At 35.0% G+C, this 25,406-nt stretch carries 21 protein-coding genes; 12 read left to right on the forward strand and 9 right to left on the reverse strand.

Annotated features, from left to right (window positions below; genetic code table 11):
• Window positions 1–138 precede the first annotated feature (138 nt).
• Genes R2Q59_RS02810 through R2Q59_RS02820 form a run of 3 tightly spaced genes read left to right on the forward strand, consistent with a single transcriptional unit; the run spans window position 139 to window position 4,809 of the window.
• Window positions 139–2,598 (forward strand): bifunctional UDP-N-acetylmuramoyl-tripeptide:D-alanyl-D-alanine ligase/alanine racemase, encoded by a 2,460-nt coding sequence (locus tag R2Q59_RS02810; protein WP_316783500.1) that lies wholly within the window; start codon window positions 139–141, stop codon window positions 2,596–2,598.
• A gap of 11 nt (window positions 2,599–2,609) precedes the next feature.
• Complete coding sequence (locus R2Q59_RS02815) at window positions 2,610–4,175, forward strand: glycoside hydrolase (RefSeq protein WP_316783502.1); 1,566 nt, start codon at window positions 2,610–2,612, stop codon at window positions 4,173–4,175.
• 43 nt (window positions 4,176–4,218) lie between these two features.
• Window positions 4,219–4,809 (forward strand): DUF502 domain-containing protein, encoded by a 591-nt coding sequence (locus R2Q59_RS02820; RefSeq protein WP_316765522.1) that lies wholly within the window; start codon window positions 4,219–4,221, stop codon window positions 4,807–4,809.
• Here the strand turns inward: R2Q59_RS02820 and R2Q59_RS02825 are convergent.
• The 3 genes from R2Q59_RS02825 to R2Q59_RS02835 all read right to left on the reverse strand — a co-directional run bounded on the left by R2Q59_RS02825 (window position 4,806) and on the right by R2Q59_RS02835 (window position 7,731).
• Window positions 4,806–5,303, reverse strand: a complete 498-nt coding sequence (locus R2Q59_RS02825) for a hypothetical protein (RefSeq protein WP_316783504.1) — start codon at window positions 5,301–5,303, stop codon at window positions 4,806–4,808. The genes R2Q59_RS02820 and R2Q59_RS02825 overlap by 4 nt on opposite strands.
• 126 nt (window positions 5,304–5,429) lie before the next feature.
• Window positions 5,430–6,137: a TIGR00730 family Rossman fold protein gene (locus tag R2Q59_RS02830; RefSeq protein WP_316765526.1), complete on the reverse strand. Its 708-nt coding sequence runs from the start codon at window positions 6,135–6,137 to the stop codon at window positions 5,430–5,432.
• A gap of 85 nt (window positions 6,138–6,222) precedes the next feature.
• Complete coding sequence (locus tag R2Q59_RS02835) at window positions 6,223–7,731, reverse strand: sodium:solute symporter (RefSeq protein WP_316783506.1); 1,509 nt, start codon at window positions 7,729–7,731, stop codon at window positions 6,223–6,225.
• A 213-nt stretch (window positions 7,732–7,944) separates the two neighbouring features.
• Between R2Q59_RS02835 and recR the strand changes: the two genes are divergently transcribed.
• The 4 genes from recR to R2Q59_RS02855 are packed head-to-tail and all read left to right on the forward strand — an operon-like array spanning window position 7,945 to window position 11,074.
• On the forward strand, window positions 7,945–8,562 hold the full coding sequence (gene recR / locus R2Q59_RS02840; RefSeq protein WP_316765528.1) for a recombination mediator RecR: 618 nt from the start codon (window positions 7,945–7,947) through the stop codon (window positions 8,560–8,562).
• Window positions 8,563–8,568: 6 nt separating this feature from the next.
• The gene (locus tag R2Q59_RS02845; protein ID WP_316765529.1) at window positions 8,569–9,333 is read left to right on the forward strand and encodes a phosphatidylinositol-specific phospholipase C/glycerophosphodiester phosphodiesterase family protein; all 765 of its coding nucleotides are present in this window, start codon (window positions 8,569–8,571) and stop codon (window positions 9,331–9,333) included.
• Complete coding sequence (locus R2Q59_RS02850) at window positions 9,333–10,148, forward strand: SDR family oxidoreductase (protein ID WP_316765531.1); 816 nt, start codon at window positions 9,333–9,335, stop codon at window positions 10,146–10,148. Before R2Q59_RS02845 ends, R2Q59_RS02850 begins: the two co-directional genes overlap by 1 nt.
• Complete coding sequence (locus R2Q59_RS02855) at window positions 10,148–11,074, forward strand: alpha/beta hydrolase (RefSeq protein WP_316783508.1); 927 nt, start codon at window positions 10,148–10,150, stop codon at window positions 11,072–11,074. Before R2Q59_RS02850 ends, R2Q59_RS02855 begins: the two co-directional genes overlap by 1 nt.
• 4 nt (window positions 11,075–11,078) lie before the next feature.
• Here R2Q59_RS02855 and R2Q59_RS02860 read toward each other — a convergent pair whose 3' ends face one another.
• Both R2Q59_RS02860 and R2Q59_RS02865 read right to left on the reverse strand, forming a co-directional pair.
• Complete coding sequence (locus tag R2Q59_RS02860; protein ID WP_316765535.1) at window positions 11,079–11,648, reverse strand: DUF4377 domain-containing protein; 570 nt, start codon at window positions 11,646–11,648, stop codon at window positions 11,079–11,081.
• Window positions 11,649–11,962: 314 nt separating this feature from the next.
• Window positions 11,963–12,901 (reverse strand): ion channel, encoded by a 939-nt coding sequence (locus R2Q59_RS02865; protein ID WP_316765537.1) that lies wholly within the window; start codon window positions 12,899–12,901, stop codon window positions 11,963–11,965.
• 124 nt (window positions 12,902–13,025) lie between these two features.
• Between R2Q59_RS02865 and R2Q59_RS02870 the strand changes: the two genes are divergently transcribed.
• From R2Q59_RS02870 to trpA, 5 genes are all read left to right on the forward strand, one after another.
• Window positions 13,026–16,274: a S41 family peptidase gene (locus tag R2Q59_RS02870; protein WP_316783511.1), complete on the forward strand. Its 3,249-nt coding sequence runs from the start codon at window positions 13,026–13,028 to the stop codon at window positions 16,272–16,274.
• Between the two features lie 252 nt (window positions 16,275–16,526).
• Entirely contained in the window at window positions 16,527–17,516 is a 990-nt protein-coding gene (trpD, locus tag R2Q59_RS02875) for an anthranilate phosphoribosyltransferase (RefSeq protein ID WP_316765540.1), read from the forward strand.
• Window positions 17,517–17,634: 118 nt separating this feature from the next.
• Entirely contained in the window at window positions 17,635–18,234 is a 600-nt protein-coding gene (locus tag R2Q59_RS02880; protein WP_316783513.1) for a phosphoribosylanthranilate isomerase, read from the forward strand.
• 155 nt (window positions 18,235–18,389) lie between these two features.
• Window positions 18,390–19,571, forward strand: a complete 1,182-nt coding sequence (gene trpB, locus R2Q59_RS02885; protein WP_316783515.1) for a tryptophan synthase subunit beta — start codon at window positions 18,390–18,392, stop codon at window positions 19,569–19,571.
• Between the two features lie 84 nt (window positions 19,572–19,655).
• Window positions 19,656–20,423 carry a tryptophan synthase subunit alpha gene (gene trpA, locus R2Q59_RS02890; RefSeq protein ID WP_316783517.1) on the forward strand — a complete coding sequence of 256 codons (768 nt, stop codon included), beginning with the start codon at window positions 19,656–19,658 and terminating at the stop codon, window positions 20,421–20,423.
• Window positions 20,424–20,755: 332 nt separating this feature from the next.
• On the opposite strand, the gene R2Q59_RS02895 is transcribed toward trpA, so the two are convergent.
• The 4 genes from R2Q59_RS02895 to nhaA form a co-directional block, all read right to left on the reverse strand.
• On the reverse strand, window positions 20,756–21,292 hold the full coding sequence (locus R2Q59_RS02895) for a hypothetical protein (RefSeq protein ID WP_316783519.1): 537 nt from the start codon (window positions 21,290–21,292) through the stop codon (window positions 20,756–20,758).
• 510 nt (window positions 21,293–21,802) lie between these two features.
• Window positions 21,803–22,186 (reverse strand): nuclear transport factor 2 family protein, encoded by a 384-nt coding sequence (locus R2Q59_RS02900; RefSeq protein ID WP_316783521.1) that lies wholly within the window; start codon window positions 22,184–22,186, stop codon window positions 21,803–21,805.
• Between the two features lie 9 nt (window positions 22,187–22,195).
• The gene (locus R2Q59_RS02905; RefSeq protein ID WP_316783523.1) at window positions 22,196–24,022 is read right to left on the reverse strand and encodes a glycoside hydrolase family 2 protein; all 1,827 of its coding nucleotides are present in this window, start codon (window positions 24,020–24,022) and stop codon (window positions 22,196–22,198) included.
• 4 nt (window positions 24,023–24,026) lie between these two features.
• Window positions 24,027–25,217 (reverse strand): Na+/H+ antiporter NhaA, encoded by a 1,191-nt coding sequence (nhaA, locus tag R2Q59_RS02910; RefSeq protein ID WP_316783525.1) that lies wholly within the window; start codon window positions 25,215–25,217, stop codon window positions 24,027–24,029.
• Between the last annotated feature and the right edge of the window lie 189 nt (window positions 25,218–25,406).

The following is a 25,406-nucleotide window of genomic DNA, read 5'->3' on the forward strand; positions in this document are numbered from 1 at the left end:
ATCTGCAATAACACTTGTAAATCTTCAAAAAAATGTTTGGATATTTGTAACGTTGGGCGTACAAACAAATCGAATTGAAAGTCCCGATGAAAATCGGGACTTTTTTTATGTCCGCTATTTTCATAAATTCGTTTCATAATGATCGCAGACCAATATTCCATTTCACATATTTCCGAAATCTTAAAAGCTAAGGCTGTTTTATCGAAGCCAGAAACAGTTATTAGAAAGCTGTTAACGGATAGTAGAACTGTAATAGACCCAGAAGGTTCTTTGTTTTTTGCGGTGAATGCACAGAGAGATGGTCATCAGTTTATTAAAGATGCATATGAAAACGGGGTTCGCAATTTTGTAATCTCTAATTCCGCCTATGCGGAAAAATTGAAAGACGCCAATTTTTTGTTGGTCACTGACGTTTTACTGGCCTTACAATCCTTAGCAACTTACAATAGAAAAGCAAACGATTTAAAAGTAATTGGTGTAACTGGTAGTAATGGAAAAACCATTGTTAAGGAATGGTTATATCAATTACTAGCATCAGATTTTAATATTATTCGTAGCCCTAAAAGCTTCAATTCTCAAATCGGTGTGCCTTTATCTGTATGGCAAGTTAATGCAGAACATAATTTAGCAATCTTTGAAGCTGGTATCTCAACTAAGAATGAAATGGAAGTTTTGGCAGATATCATCTGTCCAACAATTGGAATATTAACTAATATTGGAGAGGCACACGCTGAAGGCTTCGAAAGCAAAGCTGAAAAATTAACAGAGAAATTAAAGCTTTTTAAGGATGTTGAACTCTTTATTTATGCTCCCGAATATTTAATTGATGTAGCTAATGCAGATTTGCCAGGAAAACAAAAGTTTACTTGGAGTTTAAACCTGCCTGCAGATTTACATATCTCTTTTATTGAGCCGATTGAAGGTAAAAACTACATCCGAGCTACTTATAAAGAAAAGGAAATAGAATGTTTAATTCCGTTTAGCGATAAAGCATCGGTAGAAAATGGCATAATTTGCTGGGCTACACTGTTGGCAATGGGCTATTCGCCAGAAGAGGCAGATTTACGTTTAGAGAAATTAACGCAAGTGAGTATGCGTTTGGAGTTAATCAATGGCATAGAAAATTGCTCTGTAATTGATGATTCTTACAGTGCAGATATTTCTTCATTGGCTATCGCGTTGGATTTTTTAAACCTACAAAACCAACATCCTAAAAAGACATTAATTCTATCAGACATTTACGAAACAGGTAAAACCAATGAAGTGCTTTATGCAGAAATATCAGCTTTGCTTATACAGAAAAATTTAAATCGACTAATTGGTATTGGTCCTCATATTTCTGCTTTTGCTAATTTATTTGCAATTGAATCATCGTTTTACGAAAGCACACAAGATTTTATTGAACAGTTACCTGCCATTCATTTTGCAAATGAAACCATTTTGGTAAAAGGTGCAAGGCGATTTGAATTTGGAAGAATTAGTAAACTACTTACACAAAAAATACACGATACAGTTCTAGAAATCAACCTAAATGCATTAGCTAGTAACTTGCAATTTTATCGCTCTAAATTAAATAAAGGTGTAAAAGTAATGGCAATGGTTAAGGCTTTTTCTTATGGAAGTGGAAGTTTTGAAATTGCCAATTTGTTGCAATATCACAAGGTAGATTATTTGGCGGTTGCCTATGCGGATGAAGGCATCGCCCTGCGTAAAGCTGGAATAACCTTGCCAATTATGGTCATGAGTCCTGAGCCTTCTGCTTTTGAGGCAATGGTTAAAAATCATCTGGAGCCTGAAATATATAATGCAAATATTCTAAGGAGTTTCCTCAATTTTTTACCTGCTTACGAAAAGGATTTTCCAATTCACTTAAAGTTAGATACAGGCATGCACCGTTTGGGTTTTGAGGCTGTTGATTTACCAGACTTACTAGATATCTTGAAAGATAATGAACAATTAAAAGTCGTTTCTATATTTTCTCATTTAGTGGCAAGTGCCGAAGCTGAACATGATGGTTTTACTCAACACCAGTTGCATGAATTTGATAAATTATACACTATAGTAGCTAGCTTAATTGGTTATGAGCCTATAAAGCATGTTTTAAATACTTCTGGGATTACACGTTGGCCACAAGCGCAATTAGATATGGTGCGGATTGGGATTGGGTTGTACGGCTTTGATGGGGCGTTAAATAACAATAAGGGTTTACAAACAGTCGCTATTCTTAAAACCACAGTTACACAGGTTAAAAATTTAAATGCTGGTGAAACTGTTGGCTACAGTAGAAAAGGCAGCATGCCCAAAGGCGGAAGAATTGCAACAGTTAAAATTGGTTATGCAGATGGCTATAGCCGTAAATTTGGAAATGGCGTAGGTAAGATGCTAATCAAGGGTAAGTTGGTTCCTACGATTGGTTCTATTTGTATGGATATGTGTATGTTAGATGTTACTGGTTTAAATGTAAAAACAGGCGATGAAGTTATCGTCTTTAATGAGGAACATACCATTAGTGATTTAGCAACACAGATTGAGACCATTCCTTATGAAATTTTAACAAATGTTTCCCAGAGGGTGAAAAGAGTTTATTTTTACGAATAAAGTTAATCTCAATGTTTAGAATCATTTGTTTGTTTGTACTCAGCTTATTTAGCATAAGTTTAAAAGCACAACAAAATCGACTAATAAAACTTAAAATCGATTTAAGTAAAACTGCCCAAGTAATTGAAAATTTTGGATCATCTGGTTGTTGGTATTCTGAAAGTGTTGGTAATTTTTGGCCAAGCGAGAAAAAGGAGAAAATTGCAGAGTTACTATTTAGTCGAAAGATTAATGATGATGGAAGTTTAGCTGGCATTGGCTTGTCTGCTTGGCGTTTTAATATTGGGGCAGGTACACTAGAACAAGGTAGCAATAGCGGTATAAAGGATTTTAATAGGCGAACTGATTCGTTTTTAAATCCAGATGGAACTTATGACTGGAACAAACAAGTTGGTCAGCGGTTTTTTCTTCAAAAGGCAAAAGATTATAGCGTAGAAACGTTAATCGCATTTTCAAATTCGCCACCTGTACAATTTACTAAAAATGGTTTAGGCTTTAAAACTGAAAAAGATTTTACAACAAACCTTCGTGATGACCGTTATGAAAATTATGCTCAATTTTTAACAAATGTGATAAAGCATTTTGACCAACAAAAAATTCATTTTAGTTACATATCTCCCGTAAATGAACCGCAATGGGATTGGTCTAGAAAACCTGGAGAAGCAGACCAAGAGGGTACGCCTTGGACAAATGCTGAGATTTTTAAAGTCACCAAAGAATTAAATACTGTGCTCGAAAAAGAGAAATTAACTAGCAAAATCTTAATATCAGAAGCTGGAATGCTTAACTACTTATATGCGGGAACAGGGAAGGCAACACATCAAATTCAAAGTTTTTTTGATGAAAAAAATGCTTTATACGTCGGAAATTTATCTCGTGTTCCAAAAACTATTGCTGGTCATAGCTATTTTACAGAATCAAATAATAAGGTGCTTTTGGAAACAAGAAAGCATCTTGCTGATACCATAAAGAAATATCAATTAAATTTTTGGCAATCTGAGTATTCGATGTTAGCTGATGGTTTTAGGGAAGGCCAACAAGGAGACAGAAGCCCAATGGATTGTGCACTTTTTTTAGCAAAGGTAATCCACGCAGATTTAACAGTAGGCAATGCTACTGCTTGGCAATTTTGGAATGCCTATGAACCAGGAAACGCAAAGCGAAATACAAGATATTACCTAATTGCACTACAGCCAAAACCTGATTTTAAAGATGGCGAATTTATGGTAACTAAAAATTTATGGGCTTTGGGTCATTATAGTAGGTTTGTTAGACCAGGAATGACAAGGATTTTAACAGAAACAATTCCCGATAAAGAAAATGAATTGCAAAAGGAATTGCTTGTTTCTGCTTTCAAGAATAAAGACAATAAGTTGGTGTTAGTTTTAGTTAATTATGGTAAAGTTGATATTGATATTGAGCTGGAAATTAAAAATGCAAAGCGAAATTATACTACTGCAACAACTTATGTAACTAATACAGAAGAAGGGATGGATATGAAATTGCAAGTCAAGAAAAAACCTTCTGAAACGACGACAATAAAAGCAAGATCAATTCAAACCATCTTGGTAGATTAAACCAAATCTAACAACTCCATGATATTTTCCCTATTTTTGCAATATGAATAGGATAGGAAGAGCGCTTTTAAATTACCTGATTAAAGGATTATTGATTGTTGTGCCAATTGCCCTAAGCATTTTTATAGTGGTGTGGGCGGTAACAACTGTTGATAGTTGGTTAAACATTAATAATATTTTAGGCGTAAACCCATTAACCGGTACCAATAGAAATATTCCTGGTTTAGGATTAGGATTGGTGATTTTCATCATACTAATCGCAGGGATTTTTGTAACCAATTTTGTAACGGAGCCAATGTACAATTGGTTTCAACGTACAATGAATAAGTTACCGCTTCTAAATTTTATTTTTTCTTCTATTAAAGATTTAACAGAAGCTTTTGTTGGCGATGAAAAGAAATTTAATCACCCTGTGTTAGTTAATGTAGAAGGAGGAATGAAAAGAATTGGGTTTTTAACGCAAAACGATTTAACAAAGCTCGATTTGCCTGGTGATGCCATTGTTTATTTCCCATTTTCATATTCTTTTGCCGGACAAGTTTATGTGGTAAGTAAAGAAAAAATCAAGCCATTAAACATTAGTGCTGCTGATGCAATGAAATTAGTGGTTAGTGGTGGCGTTAGTCATTTCTAAAGAATACCCCTATAGATTATCGGAATAAAAATCACAATAAATATTAAAAGCATAAACATCTTAGTGAAGTGCTCTCTTGCATAAAACCCTATCAAAAGCATCAATTCATCATCAGTGTTTGAAACTACTGTTCCCGAAGATGTTGAAGAATCGTATTTGATTTGCTTGTCGTTAAAATTGGTTATAATCCATTGAGAATGCCAAGTATTAGTAAAATCTAAAGCATATTTTTCTCCAGAATTTAACGTAATATTAGCTTTTGTTTTCCAATCATCGTAATTGATAAACCCAATTAACTCATTATTTCCATCAAATATCTGCGTCGTTGTACCATAAAGGCCATCATCTTTAAACCTATAATTCTTGCTTTGACTTATAGCTTTTGCTTCACTTCTCCAAGTATCAAAAAACATAGTACAGCTGATCTTCCCACGTTCAAAAATCTGATAATTACTTTCGAATATTCCTTTGTTCCAGGTTAAATAGCTTTCCATACTCGCCTTTTATTTTATATAATATAGACTACATTCTTCTAATTTCGTTACAACTGGGACAAAAAAATAGCCAACTAAAAAGTTGGCTATTAATGACTAAACAGATTTCTTCTTTCCTCGAAACGTTTAGAAATTCGGTTTCAATACATATTTATCATAGAATCTAAAGATATGCTCTGCAGCTTCTTCGGCTGTATCAACCAATCTAAATAAATTCAAATCTTCTGCATGAATGTTGTGCTCTTTTTCTAACATGGTTGATTTAATCCACTCAACCAATCCACCCCAGTAAGCTTTACCGACTAAAACAATTGGGAAACGGGCAATCTTACCAGTCTGAATTAAAGTTATTGCTTCAAATAATTCATCCATTGTTCCCATCCCGCCAGGTAATACCACAAAACCTTGTGAGTATTTCATGAACATTACTTTTCTAATAAAAAAGTAATCGAACTCTAACAATTTATTGTGATCGATGTATTTATTGTGGAATTGTTCAAACGGTAAATCAATATTTAAACCTACAGATTTACCACCATTCATGTGAGCACCTTTATTGCCAGCTTCCATGATACCCGGGCCACCACCAGTAATTACACCATACCCTCTATCTGTTAATAAACGACCGCATTCTACTGCAATCTCATAATATGGATTAGTTTCTGCAGTACGAGCAGAACCAAAAATACTTACGCAAGGACCAATTTTAGCCAACTTCTCAAATCCATCTACAAACTCTGCCATGATTTTAAAAATCTGCCAGCTATCTGTTACTTTTATTTCTTGCCAATCTTTATTGGCAAATGCACTTCTTATCTTTTCTTCACTTGTCATTCTTAGTATATTATTTGTTGTTCATTGGTGTCATTGGTTCATTAGGCTGTATACAACAAATGAACTAGTGAACAATTGAACCAATTTAAAATTTAGTTTGTTGATCTGTTTTCTTGCTGATCAGTAATAAGCCTATAAAGGTAATCAATCCATTTACCAATATCAGTTCTACACTAAAAACATATCCTCCGAGTAAATCTTTCGAATTTGTTGCAAATAGATAGCATAGAATTGGAGCAACAATACAGACAATAGGAACTAATTTATCGTGCAAACCTCTGTTTTTCACAAATAAACCAAATGAATAAAGACCTAAAAGCGGTCCGTAAGTATAAGATGCTATTGTGAAAATTAAACTAACAACCGAGGAACTATTGAATGCATTGATAATTAAAATTACTAAAAACATCAATAGAGAAAAACCTATATGTACCATGTGTCTTTTCTTAACTGCATCTTTCTTCTCTAAGTTTTCCTTTTTGTTCATTCCTAAAAAATCTACGCAAAAAGATGTTGTTAAAGCTGTTAAGGCACTATCTGTAGTTGCAAATGTAGCAGCTGTTAAACCTAACATAAATACAATTGCAGGTACAGTTGTCAAATGATTTAAAGCTATTAATGGAAAAAGGATATCTGTTCTCGGCTTACCGGTAACTTGATCTAAGGGAATTTCTATCCCATTTTTAGAAGCAAAAATATAAAGAAGGGCTCCAACACTTAAAAAAAATATATTTAGAATCACAAATATTCCTGTAAACGTGAACATATTTTTTTTTGCTTCAGCGATGGTCTTCATACTTAGATTTTTTTGCATTAAATCTTGATCCAGACCAGTCATGGCAATCGTTACAAAAATACCTCCAATAAACTGTTTGCTGAGATGAAACTTACTTGATACAAAGTCATCTAAAAAGAAAATTTTAGAGTAGCTGCTACTTTTTATAGTTTCAAAAGCCTGTGGTATGTTTAAATCTAAACTACTGCAAACAAAATATATAGTTAAGAATACAGATAATACCAAAAAGAAGGTTTGCAGGGTGTCAGTAATGATAATGGTCTTTAAACCCCCCTTAAAAGTGTAAGACCATATAAGTCCTAATGATATTAAAACAGTTGCCCAAAAAGGGACGCCATAACTATCAAATATAAAACGTTGAAGTACCAAAACGACAAGGTATAGTCTTGCTGCCGAGCCCAAAGTACGGCTCAATAAAAATATTGATGCTGCTGTTTTATAACTGTAATGTCCTAGTCTTTGTTCAATATAGCTATAAATGGAAGTTAAGTTCATCCGATAATACAACGGTAAAAGCACTGTAGCTATAATGATAAAGCCAACAGCATTACCTAAAACAAACTGGAAATACTGAAACTGATTACCTGCTGGAGCACCAACTTCTCCTGGTACTGAAATAAAAGTTACCCCAGAAAGTGCCGTTCCAATCATCCCAAAAGCAACTAAATACCACTTAGAATTTTTGTTTGCCAAGAAAAAAGTAGAATTATCTGATGATTTTTTCGATGTAGCGAAAGCGATGATAATTAAAAGAGTAAAATACCCAATTAAGAAACACAATAGTACAGTTGGACTCATATTTAATATTTAGTTTTTAAATGTAAGAATTTACAATTTTAAATCAATTGATAGTGAAAAAATAAATAGAAGGAGTTATTGGTTGATGGACTATGGTCAATAGCTAAAATTGAAAACGGCAATCTTCATTTTATGTATTTTGGCTATCAACTATCAACTATCATCCACTGACCAAATAGCAAAATAACCAACCTTTTTTATTAAATTTGTAGAATGAACTTTTCTTCTCAACTGCTCGAAGATGCAGTCAATGAATTTTCAAAACTACCTGGCGTTGGGCAAAAAACGGCCTTACGTTTGGTGTTACATTTATTAAATAAGGAGGAAGAGGAAGTTTCCCACTTTGGCAATACTTTAATTAGGCTTAAAGCTGAAATTAAACATTGTAATATTTGTCATAACATTTCCGATCATCACACATGCAGTATTTGTACAGCTGCCAAAAGAGAAAAAGAGGTTATTTGTGTGGTTGAAGATACTCGTGATGTAATGGCCATTGAAAATACCAATCAGTTTTTTGGCGTTTACCATGTTTTAGGTGGATTAATTTCCCCTATGGACGGTGTAGGACCATCTGATTTGTATATTGATAGCTTGGTGCAAAGAGTAGCAACAACACCGGTAAAGGAAATTATCTTGGCATTAAGTGCAAATATGGAAGGGGACACGACATTATTTTATCTTCATAAAAGGCTCAAAGATTTTCAAATACCAATTACAACTATTGCTAGGGGTATCGCCTTTGGCGGAGAACTAGAATACGCTGATGAAATCACACTTGGCCGCTCAATTATTACTAGAGTTCCTTATGAAGGTTCTTTCCTTAAATAATTAACAATGAGAAAATTAATTGTTTTGATCCTTTTTGTTCTACTTGCAACAGCTGGTTTTGCACAAGTTAAAATTCATTCGCATAATGATTATGTGCAAAAACAACAATTCAGTTTAGCTTTCCAGAATAAAGTCTATCAAATAGAAGCGGATATTTTTGAGGTTAATGGTGAAGCAATTGTTGCGCATAGCAAAAAAGAAATTGACATCAAACAGACGCTAAATAAGCTATATCTTAATAAGATAGATTCACTGTTCAAGCTAAATAAAGGGAAAGTAAGTAATGATAAAAATTACACTTTTACCTTGATGATAGATTTTAAAACAAGTTGGGATGCAACTTTTCCAGCTTTTCAAAAACATATAGAAAAGTATGGCGAAATATTCAACAGGAGCAAGAACAAAAAAGCAGTTCAAATTGTAATTAGTGGTAACAGACCTGCAGATTCAATGTATCATACTTTTCCAAGTTGGGTTTATTTTGATGGTTTACCAAACATCAGCTATGCTAAAGCAGATTTAAAAAGAGTGACCATGATTAGCGATAATTTTGCTTCTTATTCTAAATGGAAAGGAATTGGTGAAATTCCTGCAGAAGATAAAGCAAAACTAAAAAAGATAATAGAACAAGCGCATAAATTGAACAAAGCAATGCGTTTTTGGGGTGCGCCAGATACACAAGATTGTTGGAGACAGCTCATTGATTTAGGAGCAGATATTATTAATACAGATAAAATAGTAGAGTGTAAAACTTACTTCGAGCATAAATAATGGATTTTAAGAATAAAGTTGTCGTAATTACCGGTGCATCATCTGGTATTGGTAAGGCATTGGCCGAGGAATTAGCAAAACGTGGTGCTAATGTTGTTTTAGGTGCTCGTCAGTACGTTACACTTTGTGAAATTACAGCAGAGCTGGAGGCAAAATACCAAGTAAAGGCTTTAGCGGTACAGTGTGATGTAAGCAAAGAAAGCGATTGCGAAATGCTGGTTAAACAAACCTTAATCACCTTTGGTAAAATTGATGTATTGATAAACAACGCTGGGCTTTCTATGCGTGCTTTATTCAACGATGTTGATTTATCAGTTTTAAAAAACTTGATGGACGTTAATTTTTGGGGAACAGTTTATTGTACTAAATATGCTTTGCCAGAAATCTTAAAAACCAAAGGTAGTATAGTTGCTGTATCTTCAATTGCAGGTTATAGAGGCTTGCCAGGTAGAACTGGTTATTCAGCTTCAAAATTTGCGATGAATGGTTTTATGGAATCACTCAGAACAGAAAATCTAAAAACTGGAGTTCATGTGATGGTAGCTTGCCCTGGATTTACAACTTCCAACATCCGCGTGGCTGCACTGGCAAAAGATGGCTCGGCTCACGGAGAAACAAGTATGGAAGAAGGTAAGATGATGACATCTGAAGCTGTTGCTGCTATTATTAGTGATGGAATTGCAGAGAGAAAAAGAACTTTAATAATGACAGGACAAGGGAAATTAGCTGTTTGGGTTAATAAATTGTTTCCAGCATTCGCTGATAAAAAAGTATTCGACTTGTTTGCGAAAGAGAAAAATCCGTTGATTAGATAATGGAAGAAGTAAAATGCCTGCCTGCCGGACAGGCAGGTAAGAGGGAAGATGGGGCATGGTTCTCCTATCTCCTATCTCCTATCTCACATCTCAAAAACCTCTTTATGCTCTTCGCTTTCCTTGGCCAAATTTTTACGGGCTCGGCTCAAATTCGTGTAGCTAAAAATATCAATTATGCGGGTAATACTTACCAGGCGAATAAACTAAATATTTACCATAAAAAGGATAGTGTTCAAAATAGAGATGTTATTATTTTTGTACATGGAGGCTCGTGGAGTAGTGGTAAAAAAGAAACATATTGGTGGTTAGGTAGAAATTTGGCTAAAAACAATGTGGTTAGTGTAATCATCAATTATCCATTAGCCCCAAGTGCTACCTATAAAGAAATGGCTGCAGCTACAGCACAGGCTGTTAAATGGGTAAAAGATAGCGTTTCAACTTATGGAGGTAATCCTAATCGTATTTTTATAATGGGCCATTCGGCTGGTGCACATTTAGCCGAGTTAATTAACTCAGATCCTCAATTTTTTAAAACCGCTGGGATAATAAATCCAATAAAGGGAGTAATCTTAAATGATCCCTTTGGTTTAGATATGGAAGAGTATTTAACTAAGGCACAAAAAGATCATTATTACACAGACTTTTTAAGAACATTTAGCAACGAATCGAAAACGTGGCAAGCAGGTTCACCTTTGTTTTATGTTAAAAACATTAAAAATCCGCACCTTATTTTTTATGGAACAAAAACTTATGAAGCCATACAAATCCAATCGGAGCGAATTTATAAAACACTGCTAGAGCAACAAGTTCATGTTAAGCTAGAAAAAATAGAAGATAAAAAACATGTTCCTATGATTAGTCAGATGATTTGGGGAAGCAATCGCTTGTACAAAACCATTTTTGACTTTTTGAAGGAAACGAAGTAATCCCTTATAAAATTTCAACCAGTTTTATTGATCCATTTGAGTTTAAACAGAACTTTCCGTTAATTAATTTTGAGTTTGACTGTAATGCATTTGCAAATTCAGTACATAAAGTGCCACAATCAATATCAGCCTCATCTAATAATGTATAGCCTGAAACTGCATCTCCTTTTACATAATTAATCAAGTCGTTTTTTAATGTTAAATTGAATGTTACGCTTTCATCAACCTTTGTTTTAGAAAGTATTTGTTTCAGTTGATAGGCTTTAGAATTACCGTCAGCAGGAGGATTAAGGATTTCCGTTTCTACCACCAATATATCATAAACATAACCTGCCTCATAATCAAAACCAACTATTTGATCGTAAAATGCAGACCAGTTGGCACTTCCAATCTCATTCCCTTGTTGAGCTGATAAGGTAATAACTGGGCCATAAGGAGCAACTGCAGTTTGCTTAAATTGGTTTATTCTAATTTTAATCTGATTTTCTGTTTTTTCACAAGAAAGAAAAAAAGACGAAAGGGTTATGAGTGAGAGTAAAATTAAGTTTCTAGCGTTAGAGATGGTTTTTTTCATAAAAAATAGGATCGAGCTTTGTTAAGTTCAAATATAAAAATTAAACTATTAGTTACAACTAAGTGTTTAGTAATTTTTATGTTTGCTAACTAATTTTAAGAAAGTATACGAAGTTGGAAAATATACATAAGCATAAACCCTCGCCAAATCAATGGCAAGGGTTGTGCTAAACATTGGTAGATGTTTATATAAAGTTCTTACTATCATCCGATAAATAATACTTCATCCTATTGAATTACGTGAATAATTCAAGCAAAGAACATAGAAATAAAGTCTTTGTTTGGAGTATTCCTAAAAGAACTTGGATCATGAGGTTAAGCCAAAACCGTATTACTAAGTTTCGATAAATCTAATATTGTTACACCTTCCTCATCTTGAGACAGAACTGGAGAAAAGCGATTATGGAATAAAATATGGTCATCTAAATAAGACGCCCTACTATGAACAGTTTGCGAAAAAGTATCATCAAAAGCTTTCAAAAGAACTAAAACTTCTGTTTCTCCTTCAATCATTTCTTCTTTTGTCATTCCAAATAAAGGGCTTTTCTCATCTATTGGATGAACAACCGTCCAACTTAATGATAGCAATCCAATTTTATTTCTTTCTAGCTCCAAAGGAAAAAATCGCCTTGTTTTTTTACCATCAACCACTTGGTTTATCGTAAAAACCATTTGTACTTCTATCTCTATTAATTGATTGTTTCGCCCATTGGCCAACCTAAACATTAAACCTGTTATATCCTTATATGGCGCTACCACCATATTTTTACTATATAGAATTTTTGCATTTGGTCTAGAGAAACGGCCATATAATAATCCAGTTGCTAACGCAAAAGCTAGCAAACCTAACATAGACTCAAAGGCGGCAATACAACTTGTTAAAAATCCAACCGGACTAATGTGTCCATAGCCAACAGTAGAAATAGTTTGTGCTGAGAAAAAAAATGCATCAAAAAAATGGTCACGAGTGGTAGTTCCAGGCGCTCCGTTTAAATTCTCAATTCCAATTAAGACATAAATCGAAGCGAATAAAATATTTATGGCTAAATATGCTGTCAAAATAATAAACATAAATTTTCGCCATGACATAGAAATTAGCCAATTGTAAGTGTCGTTAGAACTAAATATGGGAAGTCCAACTCTTTTAACATTCGAAGTTCCATCGGCATTCATCATCCTTTGGTCTTTACCCATTGGTCTTTTGCCAAAGCCTAAATCGTCTTCAACGTGTTGTTTCCTTTTAATAAATGCCATATTTCTAAATTATTTTGAGAAAGATTTTGCAAATTAACTTATTATTAGGCTCACCTAAATGTTACCCAATAATAGTCAATAATAAAGATTTTGAAAGTATTTTAGCTAACCTAAATTCGATATAATGAAGAAAATTTTTACGCTACTTTTATGCTCCCTATTTGCAATTACTGCAAATGCAGAAACCAAACCGCAATGGATGCGTTATCCATCAATTTCGCCCGATGGAAGTACTATTGTATTTACTTTTAAAGGCGATTTATATAAAATTTCTAGTGCTGGAGGAACAGCTCAGCAAATCACATTTCATGATGCCCATGATTTTATGCCAGTATGGAGCAAGGATGGTAAACAAATTGCGTTTGCTTCAAATCGCTATGGCAATTTTGATATTTTTATCATGAGCTCAAATGGAGGTACAGCAAAAAGATTAACCTATCACTCTGCTGACGAATTCCCTTATAGTTTTACATACGACAATAAAGCTGTAGTTTTCGGTGGTGTTAGACAAGATGAAGTAATCCATCGTCAATTTCCCACTGGTTCTCAACCTGAACTTTATAGCGTGGCAACCGAGGGAAGTAGGATAAATCAAATATTCACTATTCCTGCAGAATATGTTCAATCCTCAAAAGATGGCTCAAAAATGATTTATCATGATAAAAAGGGTGGTGAAAATGAATGGCGTAAACACCATAAATCTTCTGTAGCCAGAGCAGTTTGGCTGTATGATAAAAAGACAAATAAACATCAACAAATTAGTAGTTTTTATGGAGAGAATCGTAATCCAGTATTTGCTGACCAAGAAAAAAGCATTTATTATTTAAGTGAACAAAGTGGAAACTTTAATATCCATAAAATGCCTTTGTCAGCTAATGCTAAAAATGAGCAAATAACCAATTTTAAAACTTTTCCTGTTAGGTTTTTAAGTTCTTCTATCGATGGCTTGTTAAGTTTCGGTTATGATGGTGAGATTTACACATTAAGGCCAGGGCAACAGCCTAAAAAAGTAGAAGTAGCAATAACCACTCAAGACAAAAATAACAATGAAAGCTTTATTGCCATAAATGGGGGAGTTAGAGAGATGGCGGTTTCTCCAGATGGAAAAGAAGTTGCCTTTATAGCCAGAGGCGAAGTTTTTGTAACATCAGCCGATGGCAAGATGACAAAAAGAGTAACTAATACTTCAGAGCAAGAGCGGTTTGTTGATTTTGCTCCAGATGGTAAATCAATTATTTATTCTAGCGAGAGAAATGGCAAATGGCGCATTTATGAAGTAAAAAAAGCTCGTAAAGAAGAACCTTATTTTTTTGCATCAACGGTGTTGGAAGAAAAACCTTTAGTAAGCAACGATAAGGATAATTACATGCCAAGCATATCGCCCGATGGCAAAAGAATAGCTTACATAGAAGATAGAAGAGCTTTAAGGGTGATGGAAATGGGCACCAAACAAGCAGTTACTTTATTGTCTCCAGACGAGTTATTTTATATGCAAGATGGCGACCAGTATTTCACCTGGAGCCCAGATAGTCAATGGCTTTTGGCAACTTATCGTCCAACCATGTCAAATGGCGAAGTGGTATTATTAGACGCAAAAGGCAAATTGCCAATGAGAAATTTAACCAAAAGTGGTTTTGGAGATGGCAATGCAAAATGGGTAAATGGAGGCAAACAAATGTTGTGGTTTAGCAATAGAGATGGAATGAAATCTCAAGCAAATTCTGGTTCTTCACAACGTGATGTTTATGGAATGTTTTTCACAAAAGATGCTTGGGATCGTTTTAATCTAGATAAAGAAGACTTTGCATTGCTAAAAGAAATGGAAGCAACACAAAAGAAAGCTAAGGACGAAGCTGATAAAAAAGCCGAAAAGGAAAAGGGAACTAAACCTGTTAAACCAGATTCTACCATTAAGTTTGATTGGGATGGAATTGAAATGAGAAAGGCTAGGTTAACCATTCATTCTTCTTCACTAAGTGATGCGGTAATTACAAAAGATGGCGAAAAGCTTTTCTATTTAGCAAGTTTCGAAAAAGGCACTAATCTTTGGAGCACTAACCTTCGTACTAAGGAAACTAAAATGGAAATTGCTTTAGATGGGATGGGAGGAAGTTTAATGTGGGATAAAGCGCAAAAGAATTTGTACCTGTTAAGCGGAGGAAGAGTTTCTAAAATCAATACCGAAAATAATAAGAGAGAGCCAATTACCATTGAGGGAGAAGTGCAAGTTAATGCAGAAGCAGAACGTGAGTATATGTTTGAACACGTTTGGCTAAGAAACAAAGGGATGTTTTATACAGCTAACATGCATGGCGCAGATTGGGAAGCTTTAAGACCAGCTTATAAAAAATATCTTCCTTCTATTGGTAATAGCTACGAATTTGCAGAAATGTTATCTGAGCTATTGGGAGAACTTAACGTATCTCACTCTGGTGCAAGGTACGGTGGTAGTAGTGCACCAGGCGATGATGCTACAGCTTCTCTTGGAGTTTTATTAAACTATTCTCACAAAGGTGATGGAATATTGATTGATGAGATTTTAGCTGGTGGGCCATTAGATAGAGCAGCAAATACAGTTGCTAAAAAAGGAATGATCATCGAAAAAATAGATGGTCAATTAATTGAAGCTAATCAAGATATTGCTAAGTATTTAAACAGAAAAGCTGGTCAGCTTACTTTATTAGAGATATTAAATCCTAAAAACGGAGAAAGACAGCAATTAACAATGAAGCCAATTACTATAGGTGCAGAAAATCAATTGCTTTATAGAAGATGGGTTAAAACTAATCAGGCCGAGGTAGATAGTTTAAGTAAAGGGCTGTTAGGTTATGTGCATATTCCAGGAATGAGCGATGGTCCTTATAGAAATGTATATGAAGAGATGATGGGTAAATATGCGGACAGAAAAGCGGTTATTGTAGATACTCGATTTAATGGTGGTGGCGATTTGGTGTCGGATTTAGCGATGTTCTTTACTGGTCAGAAGTTTTTAGATTATGCAACAGATAAACGTTCGGTAGGTGGGGAGCCAACATTTAGGTGGACTAAACCAACCCTGGCGATGTTTAACGAGGCAAACTATAGCGACGGACATTGTTTCTCTTGCGGTTATAAAGATTTAAAAATCGGGAAAACAGTTGGTATGCCTGTTCCTGGTACTTGTAGTTTTGCAGGTTGGGAAACATTAATTGATGGTACAAGATGGGGTTCTATTCCTGTTAGTGCTAAAAATAAGGCAGGAGAATGGTTAGAGAACAATGAAACCAAACCAGACATACAAGTTAAAAATATTCCTGGAATGATTGATCAGGGCAAGGATGAGCAGTTATTGACAGCTATCAAAGAGTTGTTAACAGAGGTAAAACCTAAATAATTCAAAAACTTTTTGCATTTAAACAAAAACTATTACATATTTGCCAACAGAATGATACAGATAAACGCAAATAAAAATTGGTGGTGGCATAACGCAACAGCGTGATGTAATCCTATTTATACGTTTATTTTTTTATAAAAATATTTTGAAGGGTTGCTTGTAAAAAGGCAACCTTTTTTGTTTTAAAACCATGAACCGATCCCAATTTATTGGGAGAGTTCTCATGAACCATTAACAACAATAAGTTAATTGATGAAAAAAATATTAAACCATCTTTTCGAAAATAAAACCTTTAGCAAAGAAGAAGCGCAAAGAATTCTAACCTCAATCGCTTTAGGTGAATTTAATACCTCACAAATTGCAGCTTTTATTACTGCTTACGGGATGAGAAACATTACTGTTGATGAATTGCAAGGTTTCCGTGATGCGATGTTAGATTTATGCTTAAAAATTAACCTTTCAGAATTCGAATTGGTAGACCTTTGTGGTACTGGTGGTGATGGAAAAGACACTTTTAATATATCAACATTGGCTTCGTTTGTAGTTGCTGGTGCTGGTCATAAAGTGGCCAAACATGGTAACTATGGTGTGTCTTCTGGCTGCGGCTCATCCAATGTGATGGAATATTTAGGTTATACTTTTACCAACGATGAAGACCAATTAAAACGTAGCTTAGACCAAGCAGGTATTTGTTTTTTACATGCACCATTGTTTAATCCGGCAATGAAAACCGTAGCTCCAATACGTAAAGAATTGGGTGTTAAAACATTCTTTAACATGCTCGGACCAATGGTAAATCCGGCACAACCGAAAAACCAAATCGTTGGCGTATTTAGCTTAGAGTTAGCTCGAATATATGCCTATTTATATCAGCAAACCGATAAAAATTATACCATTATTCACGCAGTGGATGGATTTGATGAAGTTTCCTTAACCTGCGATTTTAAAACTTTCAGTAAAAAAGGAGAAGCTTTAAACAAGGTTTCAGATTTAGGTTTTGAAGAAATTAGCGAAAAGGACATTCAAGGTGGTGATACAGTAGAATCATCGGCAGAAATTTTTACCAATATTTTAAACGGAAAAGGAACTGATGCCCAAATGAATGTAGTATTAAGTAATGCCGCTTTAGCCATCCAAACCATTAAACAAGATGTTGCTTTTGCCGATTGTTATTACGAAGCCGAAGAATCTTTAATGAATAAAAAAGCTTTAGAGAGTTTTAAAAAATTGATAACTGTTTAATAAAGTAACTATATAAGGCATTTAAGATAATATAAGCTTTTGCGTCTAACTTAAATGAACTTATATTTCTTATATGGTTCGAACATAAAAGATGAAGTTGAAACTAAAAATATGTGGAATGAAGCAAGCGAGTAACATCGCTGCGGTAGCAGAATTACAACCTGACTATTTAGGTTTTATATTCTACCCAAAATCGCCACGTTTTATTAGTGAGGTTTCCGCAGAACTGATCAAATATGTTCCATCAACTATTAAAACTACAGGCGTATTTGTTAATGAAGATTTAGAGACAGTTAAAGCATACATTTTTAAATACAATTTAAAAGCGGTGCAATTACACGGACAAGAAGATGTGGCTTATTGTGCTGAATTAAAATCCACAGGTGTGGAAGTAATAAAAGCCTTTGGCATAGATGAAAACTTTGATTTTTCTAAATTAGAAACTTATTTAAATACAGTTGATTATTTCTTGTTCGATACCCAAACACCTGCACATGGAGGTTCAGGAAAGATGTTTGATTGGACATTGTTAACGAACTATACTTTAAATAAGCCATACTTTTTAAGTGGGGGAATTGATTTAACACATACAACAACCATAAAAAATATAAACGACCCAAGACTTTACGCCGTAGATGTAAATAGCAAGTTTGAGCTAGAACCAGGATTAAAGGATGTAAAAAAGTTAAGAGAGTTTTTTAAAGAGATGAATTCTTGAACTATGCTGTCCCCCTTTGGAGCGGGTTGGGGGAGGAAAAAAATAAATAAAATAAATCGTCATATCGAACGAGGCAAGAGGAGATATCTGATCTGTAACAGACTAAACTAAAAGATTTCTCCTATCGTCGAAATGACGGTTATAACTATAAAATTATGAGCTATTTTGTAAACGAAAGAGGTTATTACGGAGATTTTGGAGGAGCTTACATCCCAGAAATGTTATATCCAAATGTAGAAGAGTTAAGGCAACAATACTTGGGCATCATTAACGAGCCAAGCTTTCAAGAAGAGTTTAAAGCGCTATTGAAAGATTATGTTGGTCGCCCTTCTCCGCTATATTTGGCTAAACGATTATCTGAAAAATATGGAGCAAATATCTTCCTTAAACGTGAAGATTTAAACCATACTGGTGCACACAAAATCAACAATACCATCGGACAGATTCTATTGGCAGAACGTTTGGGTAAAAAGCGCATCATCGCCGAAACAGGTGCTGGTCAACATGGTGTGGCAACAGCAACAGTTTGTGCCTTACGCGGATTAGAATGCGTAGTTTATATGGGCGAGATTGATATTAAACGTCAAGCACCAAATGTGGCTCGTATGAAAATGTTAGGAGCTAAAGTTGTTCCTGCAACGTCAGGTAGCAAAACGCTTAAAGATGCAACTAATGAAGCGATGAGAGATTGGATCAATAATCCTGTTGATACACATTACATCATTGGTTCTGTGGTTGGGCCACATCCATATCCAGATATGGTTTCTATTTTTCAATCTGTAATTTCTGAAGAAACTAAGAAGCAATTAATAGAACAAACTGGCAAAGATCAACCAGATTATGTAATGGCTTGCGTAGGGGGCGGAAGTAATGCCGCTGGTATGTTCTATCATTTTATTGATGACCAAAACGTAAAACTGATTGCCGTTGAAGCCGCTGGTAAAGGCGTAGCTTCTGGTCTCTCTGCGGCCACAACCTATTTAGGTAAAGAAGGTGTTTTACATGGCAGTAGAAGTATTTTAATGCAAACCTCAGACGGGCAAGTGGTAGAACCACATTCAGTTTCAGCAGGGCTGGATTATCCTGGTATTGGTCCGCAACATGCACATTTGTTTAAAACTGGTCGCGGTAAATATGTGTCTATCACAGATGATGAATCTTTAGATGCAGGCTTGTTATTAACGCAACTAGAAGGAATTATTCCTGCAATTGAAAGCGCACACGCCTTAGCTTACTTAGAATATATGGAATTTAAAGAAGGCGAAAACGTGGTCGTTTGTTTATCCGGTAGGGGCGACAAAGACATGGAAACTTATATGAAACATTTTAATTTATAGATTTGAGAAATTAGATATGAGATTTGAGAATTTTTATAGTTCAAGCATCTCATATCTCACATCTCATATCTCACATCTCAAGATATGAACCGATTACAACAACTTTTCAAAAATAAAAAGAAAGACATCCTTTCCATCTATTATACAGCGGGCTATCCGAACTTAAATGATACCTTAAAAATTGCTGAGGCATTGGAAGCTTCTGGTGCAGATTTTATGGAAATCGGGTTTCCGTATTCAGACCCTGTAGCCGATGGCGAAGTTATTCAACGAAGTAGCAAACAAGCATTGGATAACGGAATGACATTAGAAATTTTATTTGACCAATTGAAAGACTTACGCAAAACCGTAAGTATTCCTATTTTATTAATGGGTTATGTAAATGTGGTTCTGCAATATGGAGTAGCAAATTTTTGCAAAAAATGCCAAGAAGTAGGAGTAGATGGCTGTATCATTCCAGATTTGCCAATGTACGAGTACGAAGAAATGTATCACACCTGTTTCGAAGAACACGGCATAAGCAATATTTTCTTGGTTACACCACAAACATCCGAAGAACGTATTCGTAAAATTGATGGCTTGAGCAATGCCTTTATTTACTTACTATCTTCTGCAGCAACTACTGGAAAAAACTTAGATGTTTCTACTTCAGCAAGAGATTATTTCGCTCGTATTCAAGCCATGAATTTAAACAATCCATTGATGATTGGTTTTGGTATTTCCGACAAGAAAACATTCGATTCTGCTAATGAATACGCAAGTGGAGCCATCATCGGTAGCGCGTTTGTAAAAAGTCTAAATGAAAATGACGTAGAAGAAAGCGTGAAAACCTTTATGAAGCAGTTTAGATAAGTGTCACACTGAGAGTAGTCGAAGTGTTATTTAGTTCATTGGTTCAATTGTTCATTAGTTTCCCGAGATCCCGATAGCTATCGGGATGGGATTTCGTGATGCTCAACATTGCCGTCTGCTTTAGCTTTCATTGCCGTTTGCTTCAGCTGACGGTTTTTAGAATTAAAAAGATTAGCAAAGCAATTGCGGTGGGGCGTCGGTTGCGATAGCCCCGCTTTTCGTTCCAATCTTTTTTCAATCAAACCTATAAGGTTTTGGAAACCTTATAGGTTTAAAAAAAGTATTTCCACTGCAATCTGGTTTAGAAAATTAAAAACTTTGCAAGGAACTCTCTAACCCCCATTTATCACCTTTACTTTCGCGTCAATCCGTGTAAAGTAAGCTTCAATCTTCTCATCATAAGCAGTAGAATGTTCATCAACAGCTTTATAAATCAGCTCACAACATTCTTTATTTAACTGGCAGTACTCCTTAAATAATTGCACACGAGCAACCAATTGTTTAGGTAAATCTATTTGTTTTAAGTCATCTAGAATTTCCAAATTCCTTGTCCAGTAATAAATGCCAATGTCTTTAACATTAGACATTGCCTTTTCTCTACCAACTAAAGTTGTATCAACAGGGTATATGCCATTTGCCATAGTAGTTAACGAAAGGTATTCAGTCATTACCCTTTCGTATTCTTTTTTGTCGGTATCCTTGTTAAAAGGCTCGACTTCATCAGATTTGCCATATAAAGTAGAATTAAACGAACCTGGCACTGCTCTTTTTGCTTTTACTGCATACACAAAAACACCTATCGCAATAGAGAATAAGACAATACAACCAAGGGTTAAATAAATTACAGGTTTAGGGATAATGGATGACATTTTTTGAGCTTGTTAATTTTCCGATTAATCGAAGATAAAAATTTGAATGAAGAGATGTAGAATTTATTTAAAAGCACACTTAATATGTTATGAAACTTTGCAACCCCTCAAAATCTCACAACCTAAACCCAAGAACGCATACGGCCTTGAATGCAAGGGAAGGAAGAATAGTTAATTGTTTAAAGCGATGATTTCTCTCTAGAGATAAATCAGCAAGGTGGAGAAGTGAGGCTTTTTCAGCCGAACGGCTCAGCTTGCGACTCAAAAACAATTGACGTATTATTCCGACATGGCATTCACAGCCTTGATTTTTTGGCAACTTTTTCATCAAGGAAAAAGTGGCTTGACCCATCGGCTGTCAAGAGCCGAGGCAAGCCTGAGCGGTGGAATAAACTATTTTTCTTTACCTGCCAAAAGGAGATTGCTTTGCCCTGTGAAAAACAGGGGCTCGCAATGACGTAGTTTGTTAAAAAGCAAATACCAGTGATGAACTGGCCTTTATAACAATAATTAACTCATATCAACCAGCTTCAAAATCATCCCATCATGAAACTGAAAAACAGATTTTCCTTTCAGTTCAATTTTATCACCAGGTTTTGAACCATTGGGAAACTCAACAGCCAAAGTACCAGTGTAATTAATATCAACCTCTACATGGTTATCGCCATAAACGATAGCTTTAATCTCTTGTTTCCTAGCAAAAAACATTGCAGCGGCCTGTTCAGCTTGAGCTTTAAAAGCTTCGATGCCATTCAAAGTTAAATTAGGTTCTCCTTTATCAATGTAAATAAACTCTATGTCAGGATGTAATTGTGAGCACATTCCTTCAAGATCAAAATTGTTATAAGCAGTAATGTAGCTTTTTATGATTTCTTCTTTATTATGAGGTGTCATACGGTAAGGTTACTTGTAAAGTTTGGCGTGTATTTTATGAAGTTCAGTCACAGGCATTTTTATAATTGCCCTATCATAAGTCATAATTCCATTTGTTTCTATTTCTACATCAGTTGTTTGCGTGTAAACAGCAGCAGATAAACCCAATGGAATTAATTCTTCTAAACGCTTAATGAATGAAGCATATTTTGCAAATAACTCTTCTTTAGTTTTAAAACTCTGATAACCCCAATTGTCTTTTTGTTGCCAAGTATGTCCATCGATAGGTAAACCCAAACCACCAAATTCTCCTAACACCAATATCCTGTCTTTTCCAAATAAATCTGGTCTGGGCATTGCGGGCTGTGGGTAATTGTGCAAGTCTACAAAATGACCAGTATTAAAGAAATTACCACCACTGGCACTATTTACCAATCTTGATGGGTCTTTTTTCATTGTCCACTCTGTAATCTCAACAGTTTTAAACTGACCCCAAGCTTCATTAAATGGTGTCCAAACAACAATACTCGGAAAATTATGAAGCTCATCCATAATCGCTGTCCATTCTTTGCGGTAGTTAGCCTCAGAATCCGCACTGCGATTTTTCTCCGTTTCGTTATTCACTGTTCCAGGATTAGGATTCCAGCTATTGCCTAAATCGCCGCTTGGCATATCTTGCCAAATCAACATTCCCATTTTATCGCAATAGTTGTAATAACGAGCAGATTCAACCTTGATGTGTTTCCTAATCATATTAAAGCCCATTGCCTTTAATTGGTCAACATCAAATTTCATTGCCGCTTCTGTTGCATGGGTATATAAACCATCTGGCCACCAACCTTGGTCTAATGGTCCGTATTGGAATAAAAATTTATTGTTTAATAACATTCGTTGAATGCCATTTTCATCTTTGCCCATAGAGATTTTTCGCATGGCGAAATAACTCATAACTTGATCAATCGTTTTATTGTTCCTTATCAAGCTAATCCTTAAATCATATAAAAAAGGGCTACTTGGCGACCATAATTTCTCGTTGGTTAATTTTAATGTTGCCGAACCATCAGTTCCTAAAAACCCAGAGGTAATTACGTTTGTGCCTTCAAGCACTTCTACTTTAACTTTGTCGGTTTCGGTAGTTTTATTTAAAGCGACAGCTACTTTAATAGTATGCGCATCAATATCTGGTGTTTGTTTAGTGTTAATAATGTAAGTTCCAGGCAAAGCTTCTAACCAAACCGTTTGCCAAATACCAGTAACTGGCGTATACCAAATTCCACGAGGTCTTTTAACTTGTTTTCCTCTAGGTTGTGGCCCATCCTCAGTTGGGTCCCAAACCCGTATTTTAATTTCTTGTGTTTTTGCTTTGTTTAAAAATGAAGTGATGTCAAAATTAAATGGGTCAAAACCACCCTCGTGTGTACCCACACTTTTACCATTTACAAAAACTTCAGTTTGCCAATCTACTGCACCAAAATGCAATAAAATTTGTTTTCCTTTCATTGTTGTGGGAATGGTAATATTGTTTCTATACCATAAAGTACTGTCTTTACCAACGGTTCTTTTTACACCAGATAAAGCAGATTCTACAGCAAAAGGCACTAATATTTTGCCCTCAAATTGGGTTGGATTAACTTCTGCTTTTTGCGTAATGGCATAATCCCAAAGCCCATTTAAGTTCTTCCAATTATTATCCCTAACCAATTGTGGTCGCGGGTATTCTGGCAAAGGAGCATTAGGATTTAAATCATTTGCCCAAGATGTATAAATTTTATCTTTTTTAAATGCCCATTCATTTTGAGCATATAATTCGTTAACTACTAAGGAAAGTAAAAGGATGATTAACGCTTTCTTGTTCATTGTTTTATGATTTGGTTTCTTTAAAGTTAATTTTTTGTTTGATACTTTTTAAATAAATAAAGCCGAAAGTACCAGCAATAATTGAAGCGCAGAGTATGGCAAACTTAGCTTCAACCACATATTCTGGATTGCTAAAAGAAAGCAAGGAAATAAATATAGACATGGTAAAACCGATGCCCGCCAACATACCAACGCCTATAATATGTTTCCAATTGGCGCCGGAAGGTAGTTTTGCCAACTTTATTTTAACTGCAAACCAAGATAATAAGGTTACGCCGATGGTTTTGCCAAAGAATAATCCGAATATAATCCCAAGTCCAAGTGGCGATATTAATCCATCAATCATTTCTTTTTGGAAAGTAATGTTGGTGTTAGCTAATGCAAAAATCGGCATAATTAAAAAGTTAACAGGAATAGTTAAAAAGTGTTCTAATTTTTCTAGGGGCGATAGCTCTGCAGTGTGATTAGTTGGGATGGTAAACGCCAATAACACACCAGCAATGGTTGCATGTATGCCAGAATGATGAACAAAGTACCATAAAAAAACTCCTGGAATTAAATAAAGCCAAAGTGATTTGATTTTAAAATAATTAAATGCAAGTAGCAAAGCGAAAACACCTCCTGCCATTAATAGATAGCTCCAATGAATTTGTGCGGTGTAAAATATGGCAATTACTAAAATTGCTCCCAAATCATCGGCAATTGCCAAAGCTGCTAGAAATATTTTTAAAGATGGGGGAACATTTTTGCCTAACATGGCGATGATGGCTAGTGCGAAAGCAATATCTGTTGCCATCGGAATGCCCCAGCCTGAGGCCGTTTCTTCACCTTTGTTAAAGAAGAAAAATATCAGAGAAGGAACAATCATTCCGCCTAGTGCGGCTAAAACAGGTAAAGATGCTTTTTTTAAGGTAGATAGTTCTCCTTCTATTAATTCTCGTTTGATCTCTAAGCCGACCAATAAGAAAAATATGGCCATTAAACCATCATTAACCCAAGCAGAGATACTATATTTTATTTCAACTATACCTAAGTTAAAGCCTAATATTCTAGCTAAAAAGTTGTTGAAATATTCCGCATCCCCAAAATTTGCAATCGATAAGGAAATGAGTACACAGATCAGGAGGAGAATTCCACCTACTTTACCAGATTGGAAAAACTTTGCAAAAACTGTAAGGTTGATTTTTTTTAGCATAGCTAAAAGTAACCATTTTGGCTTATAACTGCGAGCAATTTAACCACGAAGACACTGATAATATTAAGAAAACTTAATATAGCTTAGCATACTTATTGCCTTTGTGTTTGAAGGTGAAAAAATTCAACCACTAAGACACGAAGAACAAAAAGGCAAATCATCTAGCTTTGTGTTCTTAGTGCCTTTGTG

The sequence above is a fragment of the Pedobacter frigiditerrae genome, from assembly GCF_032678705.1.
GTDB classification, from domain to species: Bacteria; Bacteroidota; Bacteroidia; order Sphingobacteriales; family Sphingobacteriaceae; genus Pedobacter; species Pedobacter frigiditerrae_A.

Bases quoted from the DNA above. Each gene is read 5' to 3' on its own strand.
- R2Q59_RS02810 (WP_316783500.1), top strand. From the start codon at position 139: ATGATCGCAGACCAATATTCCATTTCACATATTTCCGAAATCTTAAAA.
- R2Q59_RS02815 (WP_316783502.1), top strand. From the start codon at position 2,610: ATGTTTAGAATCATTTGTTTGTTTGTACTCAGCTTATTTAGCATAAGT.
- R2Q59_RS02820 (WP_316765522.1), top strand. From the start codon at position 4,219: ATGAATAGGATAGGAAGAGCGCTTTTAAATTACCTGATTAAAGGATTA.
- R2Q59_RS02825 (WP_316783504.1), bottom strand. From the start codon at position 5,303: ATGGAAAGCTATTTAACCTGGAACAAAGGAATATTCGAAAGTAATTAT.
- R2Q59_RS02830 (WP_316765526.1), bottom strand. From the start codon at position 6,137: ATGACAAGTGAAGAAAAGATAAGAAGTGCATTTGCCAATAAAGATTGG.
- R2Q59_RS02835 (WP_316783506.1), bottom strand. From the start codon at position 7,731: ATGAGTCCAACTGTACTATTGTGTTTCTTAATTGGGTATTTTACTCTT.
- recR (WP_316765528.1), top strand. From the start codon at position 7,945: ATGAACTTTTCTTCTCAACTGCTCGAAGATGCAGTCAATGAATTTTCA.
- R2Q59_RS02845 (WP_316765529.1), top strand. From the start codon at position 8,569: ATGAGAAAATTAATTGTTTTGATCCTTTTTGTTCTACTTGCAACAGCT.
- R2Q59_RS02850 (WP_316765531.1), top strand. From the start codon at position 9,333: ATGGATTTTAAGAATAAAGTTGTCGTAATTACCGGTGCATCATCTGGT.
- R2Q59_RS02855 (WP_316783508.1), top strand. From the start codon at position 10,148: ATGGAAGAAGTAAAATGCCTGCCTGCCGGACAGGCAGGTAAGAGGGAA.
- R2Q59_RS02860 (WP_316765535.1), bottom strand. From the start codon at position 11,648: ATGAAAAAAACCATCTCTAACGCTAGAAACTTAATTTTACTCTCACTC.
- R2Q59_RS02865 (WP_316765537.1), bottom strand. From the start codon at position 12,901: ATGGCATTTATTAAAAGGAAACAACACGTTGAAGACGATTTAGGCTTT.
- R2Q59_RS02870 (WP_316783511.1), top strand. From the start codon at position 13,026: ATGAAGAAAATTTTTACGCTACTTTTATGCTCCCTATTTGCAATTACT.
- trpD (WP_316765540.1), top strand. From the start codon at position 16,527: ATGAAAAAAATATTAAACCATCTTTTCGAAAATAAAACCTTTAGCAAA.
- R2Q59_RS02880 (WP_316783513.1), top strand. From the start codon at position 17,635: ATGAAGCAAGCGAGTAACATCGCTGCGGTAGCAGAATTACAACCTGAC.
- trpB (WP_316783515.1), top strand. From the start codon at position 18,390: ATGAGCTATTTTGTAAACGAAAGAGGTTATTACGGAGATTTTGGAGGA.
- trpA (WP_316783517.1), top strand. From the start codon at position 19,656: ATGAACCGATTACAACAACTTTTCAAAAATAAAAAGAAAGACATCCTT.
- R2Q59_RS02895 (WP_316783519.1), bottom strand. From the start codon at position 21,292: ATGTCATCCATTATCCCTAAACCTGTAATTTATTTAACCCTTGGTTGT.
- R2Q59_RS02900 (WP_316783521.1), bottom strand. From the start codon at position 22,186: ATGACACCTCATAATAAAGAAGAAATCATAAAAAGCTACATTACTGCT.
- R2Q59_RS02905 (WP_316783523.1), bottom strand. From the start codon at position 24,022: ATGAACAAGAAAGCGTTAATCATCCTTTTACTTTCCTTAGTAGTTAAC.
- nhaA (WP_316783525.1), bottom strand. From the start codon at position 25,217: ATGCTAAAAAAAATCAACCTTACAGTTTTTGCAAAGTTTTTCCAATCT.